Source organism: Pseudomonas kribbensis (genome assembly GCF_003352185.1).
GTDB classification, from domain to species: Bacteria; Pseudomonadota; Gammaproteobacteria; order Pseudomonadales; family Pseudomonadaceae; genus Aquipseudomonas; species Aquipseudomonas kribbensis.
This window is the reverse complement of sequence record NZ_CP029608.1, coordinates 1720394-1735727: the sequence shown is the minus strand read 5'-3', so window position 1 is coordinate 1735727 and position 15334 is coordinate 1720394. Positions and strand designations below refer to the sequence as shown.

Annotated in this window: 6 protein-coding genes; 3 read left to right on the top strand and 3 right to left on the bottom strand. The window is 61.9% G+C overall.

What is annotated here, in order from left to right:
* Positions 1 to 184: 184 nt before the first annotated feature.
* On the bottom strand, positions 185 to 8092 hold the full coding sequence (locus DLD99_RS08070) for a retention module-containing protein (protein WP_114881854.1): 7908 nt from the start codon (positions 8090 to 8092) through the stop codon (positions 185 to 187).
* Positions 8093 to 8625: 533 nt separating this feature from the next.
* On the opposite strand from DLD99_RS08070, the gene DLD99_RS08065 reads away from it, so the two are divergent.
* The 3 genes from DLD99_RS08065 to DLD99_RS08055 are packed head-to-tail and all read left to right on the top strand — an operon-like array spanning position 8626 to position 13551.
* The gene (locus tag DLD99_RS08065; protein ID WP_114881853.1) at positions 8626 to 9990 is read left to right on the top strand and encodes a TolC family outer membrane protein; all 1365 of its coding nucleotides are present in this window, start codon (positions 8626 to 8628) and stop codon (positions 9988 to 9990) included.
* 30 nt (positions 9991 to 10020) lie between these two features.
* Positions 10021 to 12180 (top strand): type I secretion system permease/ATPase, encoded by a 2160-nt coding sequence (locus tag DLD99_RS08060; protein WP_114881852.1) that lies wholly within the window; start codon positions 10021 to 10023, stop codon positions 12178 to 12180.
* A 9-nt stretch (positions 12181 to 12189) separates the two neighbouring features.
* On the top strand, positions 12190 to 13551 hold the full coding sequence (locus tag DLD99_RS08055; protein ID WP_085710363.1) for an HlyD family type I secretion periplasmic adaptor subunit: 1362 nt from the start codon (positions 12190 to 12192) through the stop codon (positions 13549 to 13551).
* 148 nt (positions 13552 to 13699) lie between these two features.
* Here the strand turns inward: DLD99_RS08055 and DLD99_RS08050 are convergent, their stop codons facing one another.
* Entirely contained in the window at positions 13700 to 14296 is a 597-nt protein-coding gene (locus DLD99_RS08050) for a tRNA-uridine aminocarboxypropyltransferase (protein WP_114881851.1), read from the bottom strand.
* 6 nt (positions 14297 to 14302) lie between these two features.
* A complete protein-coding gene (locus tag DLD99_RS08045) occupies positions 14303 to 15196 on the bottom strand; it encodes a LysR family transcriptional regulator (RefSeq protein WP_007956593.1) in 894 nt (297 codons plus the stop codon).
* Positions 15197 to 15334: the final 138 nt, after the last annotated feature.

Sequence of the window (15334 nt, the reverse complement as noted above, 5' to 3'; positions counted from 1 at the left end):
GTCCCGATTAATTCGTTGCTGACATGGCGCCATCGCGAGCAGGCTCGCTCCCACACTTGGAATGCGTCCGACCGTGGGAGCGAGCCTGCTCGCGATGGCTGACTCAACGTCAGCACATCCGTCAGACATGAAACCCGCCGCCCCGTTTGATCGGGACGGCGGGTTTTGTCGTTTCAGCCCCGGCTCACACCGTGTCCACCTTTAACGAATGATCATTCAGCATCCCGTTGATGATGGTCGCCGTGTCGTGCCCGCCGGCAATCACTCCGCCCGCCCCCGGCGTCACGCCGTAGTGGCTGGCGAGGTTGACGCCTGCCAGGTCAATGGTCTGAGTCGGCGTGGCGCCGGCCATGGCGCTGACATCGATGGTGGTGACCACCGAGGCGCCGCTGCCGGTGACGGTGAAGTGCAGGTAGTCATCCAGTGACGCCGCCGTGCCGTTTTCACCTTGCAGCAGTTGCGACAGGTCGAGCTTGTCGGTGCCCGGAGTGAAGTCAGTCACGGTGTCGTGGCCGCTGTTGCCCTTGAGCCACTGGAAGGTGTCGGCGCCCGGGCCACCGGTCAGGGTGTTGTTGCCCATGCCGCCGATCAGCAGGTCATCACCGCCACCGCCATTGAGGATGTCGTTGCCCAGGCCTCCATTGATCACGTTGTTATTGTTGTCGCCGGTCAGGGTGTCGTTGAAGTTCGAGCCGACGAGGTTTTCGACGTTGCTGATGGTGTCGATGCCCGCGCCGATGGTGTTCTGCGCACCGAGCAGGCTCAGGTTGACCGTGACCCCGGCGGTAGCGTGGGCGTAGCTCACCGTGTCGATACCGGTGCCGCCATCGAGGATGTCGTTGCCCGGGCCGCTGTAGAGCAAGTCATTGCCGGCGCCGCCGTGCAGTTCGTTGTTGCCGGAGCCTGCGGTCAGCACGTCGTTGCCGTCGCCACCGTTGAGGATGTTGTCGCCGCTGCCCGCCACCAGCACGTCATCGCCGGACGTACCGGTGAGGGTGTGGCCGTCCTGATAAGTGATGGTCACGTTGGCGGAGTCGCTGCCGCCGTGGTTGTCGTTGGCGGTGTAGGTGCCGTGGAAGTCCGGGGTGACGTCGTGGGCCCCGGCGTAGTTGACCGTCATGGTCAGTTGATAGTTTTCTGCAGCGTTGGTGTTGCTGCCGCTGGTGTTGGTGATGTTGGTGATGTGGATCTGATACGTGCCATCGGCGCTGGCGGTGATGGTGCCGCCATCGGCGATGCTGACAAACGCCCCGCCGTTCACCGAATACTCCATGGTGATGTGTCCGGCCGCCAGGTTGTGATCAAGGTTGAGGGTCTCGCCCTGTTTCAGTTTGACGGTGATCAGGTCTTCATCGTTGGCATTGGCGGTGGTCACCGCGCCGAGGTAGCCACTGACCACCAGCACGGCGGTCATCGCCGCCGTGTTGGCCGCAAAAGAGCTGCGCACATCGGCCAGGTTCTGGTTGGCGCTGGTGTTGGTGGTGCCGGTGAAGCTGATCGCGCCGCTGCCGGTGAAGTCCGCGCCCTTGGCGGCCCAACCGGTGTTGAAGGTGGTGGGCGAAGCACTGAGGGTATCGCCGTCCGGATCGGTGTCGTTGGCCAGCAGCAACTCGCCCGGCACCACAACGTTGCTCGACAGCACGTTGGTGATGATGTGGTCGTCCACTGCCACCGGTGGCGAGTTCGGAATCACTTTCACCGTCAGCGTGGAGCTGGCGAGGTCGCCATCGTTGTCGCTGAGGGTGAAGCCGATGTTCTCGGTGATCACCGTCGTGGTGGTTTTCTGCGAGGTGTAGCTGTAGTCGCCGGTGTCGAGGTTGACCACCAGCGTGCCGCTGTTGTTGGTGGCGATGCTCAGTGTGTTGTTCACCGTGTTGAAGGTACCGTGATTGGTACCGCCACTGGCGGTGAGCGAACCCTGGCCGCTGTTGGCTTTCGGGTCGTAGGTGTAGGTGGTGCCGTCAACCACGATGGACTTGATGAAACCGCCATCGGCGCCGAACGAACCACTGTCCCCCAGTAACGAACCCGTGACCGGTGCGCCTTCCACGGTGCCGGACAACACCGAGTTCAGTTGATTGAGATCAGTGACCACCACCGCATTGGTGTTGGTGTGGCTGATGCCGTCGTAAGCCAGTGGATCGAGGTTGGCGTTGCTGACACCGTTGCCCAGGCCGATCGCGTAGTTCTTGATGTTGTTGGCATCAAGGAAGTTTTTCAGCGCGGCTTCGTCAGCGGTACCGATTTCCTGACCGGTGGTGGGTTTGCCATCGGAGAAGAAGTAGCCGACGTTCTGCGCCCCGGTCAGCTTGCCTGAGGTGTTGAACGCGGTCTGCATGGTCGCCACGGCCGCATCGTAGTTGGTGCCGCCACCGGCGCTGAGGCCGGCGAGCAGGGTCTTGGCGGTCGCCACATCGACCCACACCGAAGTTCGGTCGGTGGCGTTGCTGCTGAAGGTGACGAGCTGCACTTTCACATCGCCCAGGTCGTCGTACTTGTCGAGCAAGGCACTGATCGCCTGCTTGGCCAGGTCCAGCCGCGACAGGCCCGGCACGCCGGACGCGTCGGCCATACTGCCGGAGATGTCGAGCACGATGAGGATGTTGGAGTCGATCTCCACCGCCGCCACCGAGCGATCCGAGGCCACCGCTTTTGGCACGTCGTCGACGATGTTGACCACGATGGTGCTGGTGGTGCTGTTGCCCAGCGCATCGGTGGCCTTGTAGGTGAAACTTTCGCTCAGGGTGTTCGGCCCGTCGTTGGCGTTCGGCGTGGTTTTCGGCGCCGAGGTCAGGGTGTAGGTGTACGTGCCGTCGGGGTTGAGCAGGATCTGCCCGTAAGTGCCGGTAGCGCTGCCGACCAGGGTGTAGGTGATCGCGCCGCTGCCGCCGGTGACCGCGCCGACCAGCGTGCCGGAGGCGGTTTCGCCGGTGTTGGTCGGGTCGCTGCCGGTGACCGTGCCCGGGGCCAGGTCTTGTCCGTCCTTGGTCAGGTCGAGGGCTTTTTCGTAGACGGTCACGTCCTGATCGACCGAGGCCACGAGTTTGCTGTCGGCGACGTTGACGGTGATGGTGGTGGTGCTTTCGTCGCCGTCACTGTCGCGGATGGTGTAGGTGAACGTGTCGGTGGCGCCCGGCGGGCTCACCGAGTTCGGGTTGCTGTGATAGACCGCGTTGCCGGCCGCATCCAGGGTCAGGTAACCGTAGGTGCCGTTGATGTTGCTGTTGAGGCCGCCGATGGCCGAGGTCGACGTGTCGCTGCCGGCCCTTACGCCCACCACTGCACCACCTGCTGCCGGGCCATCGGCACCGGTGACGTCGTTGCCCAGCACGCTGATGTTGACCGTGCCGCCCTCCACCACCGAGCCGGTGTCGGCCTTGGCGGTCGGCAGGTCATCGACGATGTTGACGTTGATCTGCCCGGACGCTGTGCTGCCGTCGCCGTCGGTGGCCACCACGTTGAAGTTCTCGGTGATGCTGTTGGCGCCGTTGCCGGTCGGGTGCGCGTCGTTATGCACCAGGGTGTAGCTGTAACTCACGACACCGGTAGCGGCGTTAAAACCGGTGACCGTCAGCGTGCTGCCCAGCGGCGTGGTGACCGATTGCGGGAAGCCTGCGGCGACGCCGTTGGTAACCACCGCGATGCCGCCGACGGTGAGGGTTTGCAGACCGTCGAGTGCGGTGACAGTGAAGGTGCCGCTTTGGGTCAGAGCCGTGGCGTCCGGCGCTGTGCCGTTGCCGAGGTTTTTCTCGTAGACGGTGAGTTCGCCGCCATTGACGTCGAGGCCGCTGAGAATCACCGGATCGTCGTTGTTGTGGATCTGCAGCACGAGGTTCGCTGTGCTGGTGTCGCCGTCGGAATCAGTGATGGTGTAGGTGAAAGTTTCAGTGCCATTGCCGCCGCCGTGCAGGGCTTTGAAGTCGGCGTCATTGGTGTTGAGGGTGTAGGTGTAAGTGCCGTTGGCGTTCAGCACCAGCGCGCCGTAAGTCCCGGTGAAGGTTCCGGCGGTGATCGGGCCGGCGTTGGGTCCGGTCGGGACGCGGTCGGCGCCTTGTACGTCGTTGGTCAGGACGTTGCCGGTGAGCGTCAGGTTGGTTTCCGAAGCCGTGCCGGTGTTGCTGTCATCGACGGCCTTTGGCAGGTCGTCGACGATGTTTACATCCAGCGAAGCATTGGCCGTGGTGCCGTTGTCATCCACCACTGTCACAGCAAATTGCTCACTCAGTGTGTTCGCGCCATTGGCGGTTGGGTGTGCATCGTTGTGGTCGAGGGTGTAGCTGTAGCTGACAACGCCGGTGGCGGCGTTGAACCCGGTGATGGTCAGTGTGCTGCCCAGCGGAGTCGTGACCGATTGCGGGAAGCCGGCGGCTACACCGTTGGTGACAACGGCAATGCCGCCGACAGTCAGCGTGGTCACACCGTCCAAAGCAGTGATGGTGAAGGTGCCGCTTTGAGTCAGCGCGGTAGCATCCGGGGCGCTACCGGTGCTGAGGTTCTTCTCGAAAACCGTCAGCTCGCCGCCGTTTACATCCAGGCCGTTGATGATCACCGGATCGTCGTTGTTGTGGATCTGCAGCACCAGATTGGCGGTACTGGTATCGCCGTCCGAGTCGGTGATGGTGTAGGTGAAAGTTTCCGTACCGTTGCCGCCACCATGCAGAGCTTTGAAGTCGGCGTCGTTAGGGTTGACGGTGTAGGTGTAAGTGCCGTTGGCATTCAACACCAGCGTGCCGTAAGTACCCGTAAAAGTACCGGCAGTAATCGGGCCAGCGTTCGGCCCTGTTGGCACGCGGTCAGCGCCCTGTACGTCGTTGGTCAATACGTTACCGGTCAGGGTCAGATTCGTTTCCGAAGCGGTACCGGCGTTGCTGTCATCCACGGCTTTTGGCAGGTCGTCGACGATGTTCACATCCAGCGATGCGTTGGCCGTGGTGCCGTTGTCATCCACCACGGTGACAGCGAATTGCTCACTTAGCGTGTTGGCACCGTTGGCGGTCGGGTGGGCGTCATTGTGGTCGAGTGTGTAGCTGTAGCTGACGACGCCGGTCGTGGCGTTGAAACCTGTAATCGTCAGCGTGCTGCCCAGCGGAGTCGTGACCGATTGCGGGAAGCCTGCCGCCACGCCATTAGTGACGACCGCGATACCACCCACGGTCAGCGTGGTGACACCGTCCAAAGCAGTGATCGTGAAAGTACCGCTCTGAGTCAGCGCGGTAGCATCCGGCGCGCTGCCAGTGCTCAGGTTTTTCTCGAAAACCGTCAGCTCGCCGCCGTTAACGTCGAGGCCGTTGATGATCACCGGATCGTCGTTGTTGTGGATCTGCAGCACGAGGTTCGCGGTGCTGGTATCGCCGTCCGAATCGGTGATGGTGTAGGTGAAAGTTTCCGTGCCGCTGCCACCGCCGTGCAGGTTCTTGAAGTCGGCGTCGTTTGGGTTGACGGTGTAGGTGTAGGAACCATCAGCATTCAGCACCAGAGTGCCGTAAGTCCCGGTGAAAGTTCCGGCGGTGACCGGGCCGGTCGGAACACGGTCGGCACCTTGCACGTCGTTGGTCAGGACGTTCCCGGTGAGCGTCAGGTTGGTTTCCGAAGCCGTGCCGGTGTTGCTGTCGTCCACGGCTTTGGGCAGGTCGTCGACGATGTTCACGTCCAGCGAAGCATTGGCGGTGGTGCCGTTGTCATCCACCACGGTGACCGCGAACTGCTCGCTCAAGGTATTGGCGCCGTTGGCAGTCGGATGCGTGTCGTTGTGATCGAGGGTGTAGCTGTAACTCACCACACCGGTCGCGGCATTGAACCCTGTGATGGTCAGTGTGCTGCCCAGCGGAGTCGTGACCGATTGCGGGAAGCCTGCGGCCACGCCGTTGGTGACGACCGCGATTCCACCCACGGTCAGCGTGGTCACTCCATCCAAAGCAGTGATGGTGAACGTGCCACTTTGAGTGAGCGCAGTAGCATCCGGTGCACTGCCGGTACTGAGGTTTTTCTCGAAAACAGTGAGTTCACCGCCGTTAACGTCGAGGCCGCTGATAACCACCGGATCGTCGTTGTTGTGGATTTGCAGCACGAGATTCGCGGTGCTGGTATCGCCGTCCGAGTCGGTGATGGTGTAGGTGAAGGTCTCGGTGCCGTTGCCACCGCCGTGCAGGTTTTTGAAGTCGGCGTCATTAGGGTTGACGGTGTAGGTGTAGGAACCATCGGCATTCAGCACCAGGGTGCCGTAAGTACCGGTGAAGGTTCCGGCGGTGACCGGGCCGGTCGGGACGCGGTCGGCGCCTTGCACGTCGTTGGTCAGCACGTTGCCGGTCAGCGTGAGGTTGGTTTCCGAAGCCGTGCCGGTGTTGCTGTCGTCCACGGCTTTGGGCAGGTCGTCGACGATGTTCACGTCCAGCGAAGCATTGGCGGTGGTGCCGTTGTCATCCACCACTGTCACAGCAAATTGCTCGCTCAAAGTGTTGGCGCCGTTGGCAGTTGGATGAGCGTCGTTGTGATCCAGGGTGTAGCTGTAGCTGACGACGCCGGTCGTGGCGTTGAAGCCGGTGATGGTCAGCGTGCTGCCCAGCGGAGTCGTAACGGATTGCGGGAAACCGGCGGCTACACCGTTGGTGACAACGGCGATGCCGCCTACGGTCAGCGTGGTGACACCGTCCAAAGCAGTGATGGTGAAAGTGCCGCTCTGAGTCAAAGCCGCAGCATCCGGCGCACTACCGGTGCTGAGGTTTTTCTCGAAAACCGTCAGCTCGCCGCCCTCGACGTTCAACCCGTTGATGAGCACCGGATCGTCGTTGTTGTGGATCTGCAGAACGAGGTTTGCAGTGCTGGTGTCACCATCGGAATCGCGCAGGGTGTAGGTAAAGGTTTCTGTGCCGTTGCCGCCGCCATGCAACGCCTTGAAATCCGCGTCGCTGGTGTTGAGTGTGTAGGTGTAAGTGCCGTTGGCGCTCAGCACCAGCGTGCCGTAAGTCCCGGTAAACGTACCGGCTACTACCGGGCCGCTGTTGGGGCCTACAGGAATGCGGTCAGCGCCCTGGACGTCGTTGCTCAGCACGTTGCCGGTCAGGCTCAGGTTGGTTTCCGAAGCGGTGCTGACGTTGCTGTCATCCACCGCTTTGGGCACGTCATCGGTGATGTTCACGTCCAGCGAACCGGTGGCGGTATCGCCGTTGCTGTCACCGGCAATCACCGTGAAATGTTCACTCAGATTGTTGGCCCCATCGCCCGCAGGATGGGCGTCGTTGCCATTGAGGGTGTAGCTGTAGCTGACCGTGCCGTTCGCCGGGTTGTAACCGGTGATGGTCAGGGTGTTGCCCAGTTGCGTGGTGATCGATTGCGGGAAACCGACGGGCACGCCGCCGACGATCACGCTGATACCGCCGATGCTCAGACTCGTCAGACCATCAGGCGCCGAGATGCTGAAGCTGCCGGCCTGGGTCAGCGCGCCGGGATTGGCGGCGGAACCGTCCGGCAGATTGGCCTCGTTGAGCGTCAGTTCGCCTCCGGGTACATCAAGGCCTGTGAGGGTCACAAGGTTATTGACCGGTGGCGGGATGACCGACGCCGGTGTGTTGTCGCCGTTGTCGATCACCGCGTAGTGGCGCTCTTGCGGGAACTCGGGAATGCCATTGAAACCGGCAGTGGGGAAACCGACGACCGGATCGACCCGCCCGGCGACTTCCGTCAGCAATACGAAACTGTGGCCACCGCCCTTGCCGCCATTGGCATCGCCGGGGGCATCAGGGCCTGCGGCTGTGGCCTCAGCAGATTTGGTCGGGTCTTCACCGGCGGCGATGGCTTTCTGGATCTGTGCCACGTCGCTGAGTTGCGCATCGCTCGGGGTCAGCGCTTCCGGGGCATCCACATGGGGCGCGTGGTTGGCCAGCAGTTGTCCGGTCAGGGTCAAGCTGCTGTCGCGGCCCAGGGTCAGTTCCTGGCCGTTTTGCAGATGGACGGCGACCGCCCCTTCCGCACCGGTGATCAATTGATCCCCTGTAAACAGCCGATCGCCTTCTACCAATGCACGCCGACTTCCGTCAGCGGCTTGAGCGAAAACCTGACCAATGACTTTGGTGACGGTCCCGATGAGCGTTGCCATGTGCATTTCCTCCGCTGCCGACCACCGTCGGCACTGGTTCGCGAAGCAGCCCATGGCTCAAGCGGGTTGTCGGGGCGACGCTCGCACCTCGACAGTTCGTTTCGCAGGTTGCGCAAGTTCAGAAACCCCAGCGCCCTCAGGCACCTGGAATCCCTGATCAATGCAGCACGCCCACTAGCGCTACGTAACGGTGGTGAATCACCCGAGTGACAAAAAACTGTCGCCCATTTGCCGCTACGCGTCCCTCCCCTTTAGCAGTACTTCGCCCGTATGTCGCAAAGTGAGTGGAACTTTCCTCAAGCCTTCATGCACTCCCTAAAGCACATAAAACAAAGGCTTTCGAATGGAACAATGTGCTGGATTCGGCGAAGCGCATAAGTTTTTTTTGGCATAAGCCATATGAAAAATTTTTCTTAGCTACGCTTCAGGATGTTCTTAGCTCTGTTGTAACAGCGATGAGACGCTAAACACTAAAAATATCGTCAATAAATTGGCGACAGCGGAATACCATCAGGACTCAGGGAGATGCACCCATGCGCGTTCTAACCCCCCTCTGCAGTGCGGTTTTGCTGGCCATGGCTTGCACTTCCCAAGCCCAGGCCATGAACCTCACCGAAGCCATTCAGAGCACCATTGCGACCCATCCGGATCTCGCTTCGCGGGTCGACGCGAAACTGTCGGCGGATGAACAGGTGAACGTCGCCAAGGGCGGCTACTATCCGTCCGTCGATCTGAATGCCTCCTATGGGCGCGGCTATAGCGACAACACCAACACCCGTGCGCTGACCCCGAGCGGCCACAACACTGAAACCCTCAACTACACCCAGTCCGAGCTGCGCCTGCGTCAGATGCTGTTCGACGGTTTCAACACGTCCAACGAAGTTGCGCGCACCAAAGGCGTGTCCAATTCGCGCGCGTATTACGCGCAAGGCACCGCCCAGGACCTGGCCCTGCGCACCATCGAGGTCTATCTCGAAGTGCTCAAGCGCCGCGAACTGGTGACCCTGGCCAAAAACAACCTGCAGGCGCACCTGCGCGTCAACGACCAGATCGGCCTGCGTACCCAGCGCGGCATCGGCAGCACCGCCGACTCCGATCAGTCGGTTGCCCGTAAGGCGCTGGCGCAGAACAACCTCGACACCGCCGAGGTCGATCTGGCGGACGCCGAATCGAACTTCTACAGCGTGGTCGGACGCATGCCCGACGAGCTGGAAACGCCTGCCTCGACCCGTGGTGAATTGCCCGCCACCCTGCCGGAAGCCCAGCAGAGCATGGTCGAGAACAACCCCTATCTGAAATCCGCCCAGGCCGACGTGCAATCGGCCGAGAGCCAGTACGAAGTCGCCAAGTCGCCGTTCTATCCGCGCTTCGATGCGGAAGCGGCGGTCGGCGCCAACAACAACGTGCAGGGTGACGAAGGCCACGACAACGAATGGCGGGTCGGCGTAGTGATGAACTACAACCTGTTCCGCGGCGGCAGCGACAAGGCGCGACTGGCCTCCGATGCGCACCAGATCAACCAGGCCATGGACATCCGCAACAACGCCCTGCGCCAGCTCAACGAGAACATTCACCTGGCCTGGAACGCCATGGTCAACGCCAAGAAACAGACCCCGACCGCCCGCGAATACGCCGAGACCACCAAGCGTGTACGCGCCGCGTATCAGGATCAGTTCGGCCTCGGCCAACGCACCCTGCTCGACCTGCTCGACAGTGAAAACGAGCTGTACAACGCCAACCGCCGCTACACAGAAATCCGCTACACCGAGGAGTTTTCGATGTACCGCGTGCTGGCGAACATGGGGCAGTTGCTGAGCAAGCAACGGGTGGTGCTGCCGGCCGACGCGATTGCCGCTGCCGAAGTGAAGAACGAGGCGCGCTTGCCCGAACTGAAGTAGTCCCGATGATGTAGCCAGGGAGCGATCAATATGACCAGCATGGAACCCGGTGTTTCCGGGATCGATCCGCGGCTGAGCTTCGATGATCCGTTACTCGACGGTCTGTTGATCCTCTGCAAACTCCATGGCGCGACGGTCAGTCGCGCCAGCCTGAGTGCCGGGCTGCCCCTGGACAAACAACGCCTGAGCCTGGACCTGCTGCCCCGCGCCGCCGCCCGGGCCGGGTTGCAGGCACGGCTGCTGCGCCGCGACCTCAAGGACATCTCCCCGCTCAACCTGCCGGTGCTGTTGCTGCTGGGCAATGGTCGCACGGCGGTGCTGCGCCGTTTTGCCGACGATGGCAAGGCCCTGATCCTGCCCAGTGAAGCCGACGGCGGCGAGCAGTGGGTCAGCCGCGAAGAACTCGCCGAACACTACAGCGGTCAGGCGTTATTCGCCCGGCCCCGGCATGAACTGGAAGACCTGCGCTCACCGCTGGTGCCGAGGGTTCAGGCGTGGTTTCGCGACACCCTGAAGCTTTCGAAATGGCTGTACAGCGACGCGATCCTCGCCAGTTTCCTGATCAACCTGCTGGGCCTGATGGTGCCGCTGTTCGTCATGCAGACCTACGACCGAGTGGTGCCTAACCAGGCCACATCGACCCTGTGGGTGCTGGCCATCGGATTGTTGATCGGCACCGGTTTCGAACTGGTGCTGCGGGTGGTGCGCGCGCACCTGCTGGACACCGCCGGCAAGAAGACCGACGTGATCCTTTCCGCCACTTTGTTCGAACGCATCACCGGCATGGCGATGAAGGCCCGGCCAGCGACCATCGGCGGCTTCGCCCAGAGCATTCACGACTTTCAGGGGCTGCGGGAGTTTCTCACCGCCGTGACCCTGACCAGCCTGATCGACCTGCCCTTCGTGGTGCTGATGCTGGTGGTGATCGGCCTGCTCGGTGGCTGGCTGGTGGTGATTCCGTTGCTGGCGTTTCCGATCACGATCATGTTCGCGATGATCATTCAGGTGCGCCTGCGCGACACCGTGCAAAAAAGCCTGAGTCTCGGCGCCGAGCGTCAGGCATTGCTGATCGAAACCCTCGGCGGCCTGGAAACCCTCAAGGCCTGCAGCGCCGAAAGCGAGCGCCAGCACAAATGGGAAAGCACCCACGGTGCCCTCACCCGCCTCGACAGCCATGCGCGCAATCTCTCCGCACTGGCCACCAACGGCACGCTGTTCATCCAGCAGTTTTCGGGGATGGCGACGATTGTGGCCGGGGTCTACAGCATCATCGCCGGCAACCTCAGCGTCGGCGCACTGGTGGCCAGCTACATGCTCGGCAGTCGCGTCCTCGCGCCACTGGGCCAGATCGCCGGGCTGATCACCCGCTACCAGCAAGCGCAACTGACCATGAAAAGCACCGACGCGCTGATGGCCCTGCCTCAGGAGCGCGACGGCAAACAGCGGCCCCTGGAGCGCACGCAACTGCAAGGCGCACTGGATGTCAGCGGTGTGACCTTCCATTACAACGGCCAGAATGCGCCGGCCCTGAGCAATGTCAGTTTCAGCCTCAAACCCGGCGAACGGATCGGCATCATCGGCCGCAGCGGTTCCGGCAAAAGCACTCTGGCGCGGCTGGTGATGGGTTTCTACGAACCTGAAGAAGGCCAGTTGCTGCTCGACGGCCTCGACCTGCGGCAACTGGATGTCGCCGACCTGCGCCAGCAGATCGGTTACGTCGCCCACGATCTGCCGCTGCTGGCCGGCAGCCTGCGCGACAACCTCACGCTCGGCGCTCGCTACGTCAGCGATTCGCGGATGCTCGAAGTGGCCGAATTGACCGGCGTCACCGAACTGGCCCGGCAACATCCGCAAGGCTTCGACCGGCCCGTTGGCGAGCGTGGGCAATTGCTCTCCGGCGGTCAGCGCCAGGCCGTGCTGCTGGCCCGGGCGCTATTGCTCGACCCGCCGATCATGCTGCTCGACGAACCCACCAGCGCCATGGACAACAGCAGCGAAGACGTGCTGCGCCAGAAGCTCCACGGCTGGGTGCAGGGCAAGACGCTGCTGCTGGTCACCCACCGCACCTCGATGCTGAGCCTGGTGGACCGGTTGCTGGTGCTGGACAACGGCCGGATCGTCGCCGACGGTCCGAAGGATGCGGTCATCGATGCACTGCGCAAGGGCCGGGTCGGCTCGGCGGCGGTCTAGGAGTTGCCCATGTCTGCTTCCTCTTCTTCAAAATCGCGCGGCTACTTCGACAGTTTCGGCAAAAGCGCCGAGGCCGAATTCATGCCTGAAACCGCCGGCGCGTCGTTGCAGGATTCGCCGCGCTGGTCGCGGATCACCGTGTGGCTGGCGGCAGCGTTGCTGATCAGCGCGCTGGTCTGGGCCAAGTTTGCAGTGCTCGAAGAAGTGACCATGGGCGAAGGCAAGGCGATTCCGTCGAGCAAGGTCCAGGTGATCCAGAACCTCGAGGGAGGGATCGTCACCGAGATCTTCGTGCGTGAAGGGCAAATGGTGAACAAGGGCGACACCCTGCTGCGCCTGGATGACACGCGGTTTCTGTCGAACAAGGGCGAGAGCGAGGCGGATCGCTATGCGTTGATGGCGCAGGTCGAACGCCTGTCGGCAGAGTCCGAAGGCCGGCCGATGAAGCTCTCGGACGAGATCGTCAGCAAGGCGCCGCAAGTGGCCGAAGATGAACGCGCGCTCTACGACCAGCGCCAGCGGCGCCTGGCCAGCGAGCAGCGCACCCTCACCGAACAGCTGCGGCAGAAGACTCAGGAACTGGCGGAGTTTCGCTCCAAGCAGGGTCAGTACAGTTCCAGTCTGGCGTTGCTCCAGCAAGAGATGAACATGTCATCGCCGCTGGTGGGCACCGGGGCGGTGTCGCCGGTGGAGATCCTGCGGCTCAAGCGCAGCGCAGTGGAAATTCGCGGATCGTTGAATGCGACGACCCTGGCGATTCCCCGGGCTGAATCGGCGATCAACGAGATCAAGAGCAAGATCGACGAATCGGAACAGACCTTCCGTTCCGACGCTGCCAAGGACCTCAACCAGAAACGCACCGACCTGTCGAAAATCACCGCGTCGAGCATCGCCATCGACGACCGTGTCAGCCGCACCACTGTGACCTCGCCGGTACACGGGGTGATCAAGCAATTGAAGGTCAACACCATCGGCGGCGTGGTTCAACCGGGCAGCGACATGGTGGAAATCGTGCCGCTGGAAGACAACCTGCTGATCGAAGCCAAGGTTCGCCCGCAGGACGTGGCGTTCCTGCATCCAGGCCAGAAGGCCATGGTCAAGTTCAGTGCCTATGACTACACGATCTACGGCGGACTCAGTGCCAAACTTGAGCTGATCGGTGCTGACACCATCACCGACGACAAGGGCAACAGCTTCTACCTGATCCAGGTGCGTACCGACAAAAACCATTTGGGCGGGGATGTGAAGCCGTTGCTGATCATCCCGGGGATGGTCGCCACGGTGGACATCATTACCGGGGAGAAAAGCGTGCTGGATTACTTGCTCAAACCGGTGCTGAAGGCCCGGACCGAAGCGATGCGCGAGCGGTAGTGGTGATCCGGATTGGATGGTGAATGATCGGGCCTCTTCGCGGGCAAGCCCGCTCCCACAGGGGATTTGAGCGGAGCGCATTATTTGTGCGCATCTACGATCAAATGTGGGAGCGGGCTTGCCCGCGAAGGGGCCAGTGAGAACACCCTTAATTTCCAGCATGATTGCGCTGAAAGGTCTCCTCCCCCATCGCCGCAATCTGCCCCTCGATCAACGCCTCGAACGGTTTAAGCAACGGATCGAAAGAGGCCGGCGCTTCCAGTGTCTGCAACGCCTGAACAATCGCCTCGATGGTCGACAACGCCCCCGGCCCCGGTGCCTTGCGCAGCCGATACCGTGATACCCCGCCCAGCGCCAGCGTCACCCGTGGCAACGCCGCCAGCAAGGGATTGAGGTGCAACATCTTGCGCGCCTTGCGCCACGTGCCGTCCGGTACCACCAGCAGCAGCGGTTCATCGGACGCGGTGTAAGCCTGCATCGGCTGTGCATCGTCCGCCGGGAACAGCAACCGCGCCCGATAGCCCGGCTGGTTCAGCAGCGTTGGCAAATCCTCGAACACCTCACCGACGATCAGTTCGGCATTGTTCAAACCGAGCGCTGCCAGCCGTGCGGTGTTGAGCGCGTGATTGACCTCGCTCGGGTGCTGCAGCAGCAACACGCGGGTGCGGCTGTCGAGGCTGGGGATCAGCGGGCACAGGCAGTGGGTTTGTGGGCGCAGGCAGCGCGGGCATTGAGGTCTGGACATGAATTCTTATGCCTGATTGAGCTGCGCTTTGAGCAGGTCACGGAAAGTCTGGATCAGCGGCTCGCGGCTGCGGCCACGGCGCATGATCATGGAAAACGGCGCCTGATAACCGAAGGTCGCCGGCAGCAAAACCCGCAGGTCGCCCTTGTCGGCCCAGGCTTGCGCATAGTGCTCCGGCAGGTAACCGATGTAGGCGCCGGACAGCACCAGAATCAGCTGCGCCTCCATACTTTCCACGGTAGCGGCACTGTGTTTGAAACCGTGGCGTGCCAGTTCCGCCTGGCTCCAGTAGCCGCGTCCGACCATGCGTTGCTGGGTGATGACCTGTTCGGGAATTCGCCGTTCGTTGAATAACGGGTGACGGCTGCTGCAATACAGCCAGTGCTGTTCGCGGTACAGCGGCATGTACACCAGACCGCTCATGCGCGTGGAAAACGCGCCGATGGCCAGATCGAGGCGGTTGTCCTGCACGCCGAGTTGCAATTCGTAGGGGCTCATCACCGACAGGTGCAAATGCACCGCCGGGTGTTCCTGACTGTAGGCGCCGATGGCTTCGGCGAACGGCAAGGCCTTGTCGCTGACCGTAGAGTCGATCACCCCCAGATTGAGCGTGCCGCGCAACTCGCCCTTGAGCGCCGCGGCGTATTGCTCGAAACCTTCGAGTTCGGCGAGCAGACGCAAGGTTTCCTGATGGAACAGCTCGCCCTTGCTGGTCAGGCTGAAACCACCGCGACCACGATGGCACAGGACCAGGCCGAGCGCGGCTTCGAGCTGACTCATGTAGGTACTGATTGCCGAGGTCGACAGGTTGAGTTCCTGCTGCGCGTTGGCAAACCCCTGATGCCGCACGACGCTGACGAAGATGCGCAAAAGTTTCAGGTCGGGTAAAGCGTTGGCCATGGGGACTCCACTGATCGGGCAACGAGCATGGGCGAGAAGTCTATCTCCAGCCTTCCGATTAGTTTAGAAAATTCTGAACTAAGTTTTTGTTCGTAGCGATTCTTCCATCTCACTACATTTCGCAGAATCGGCCCCACA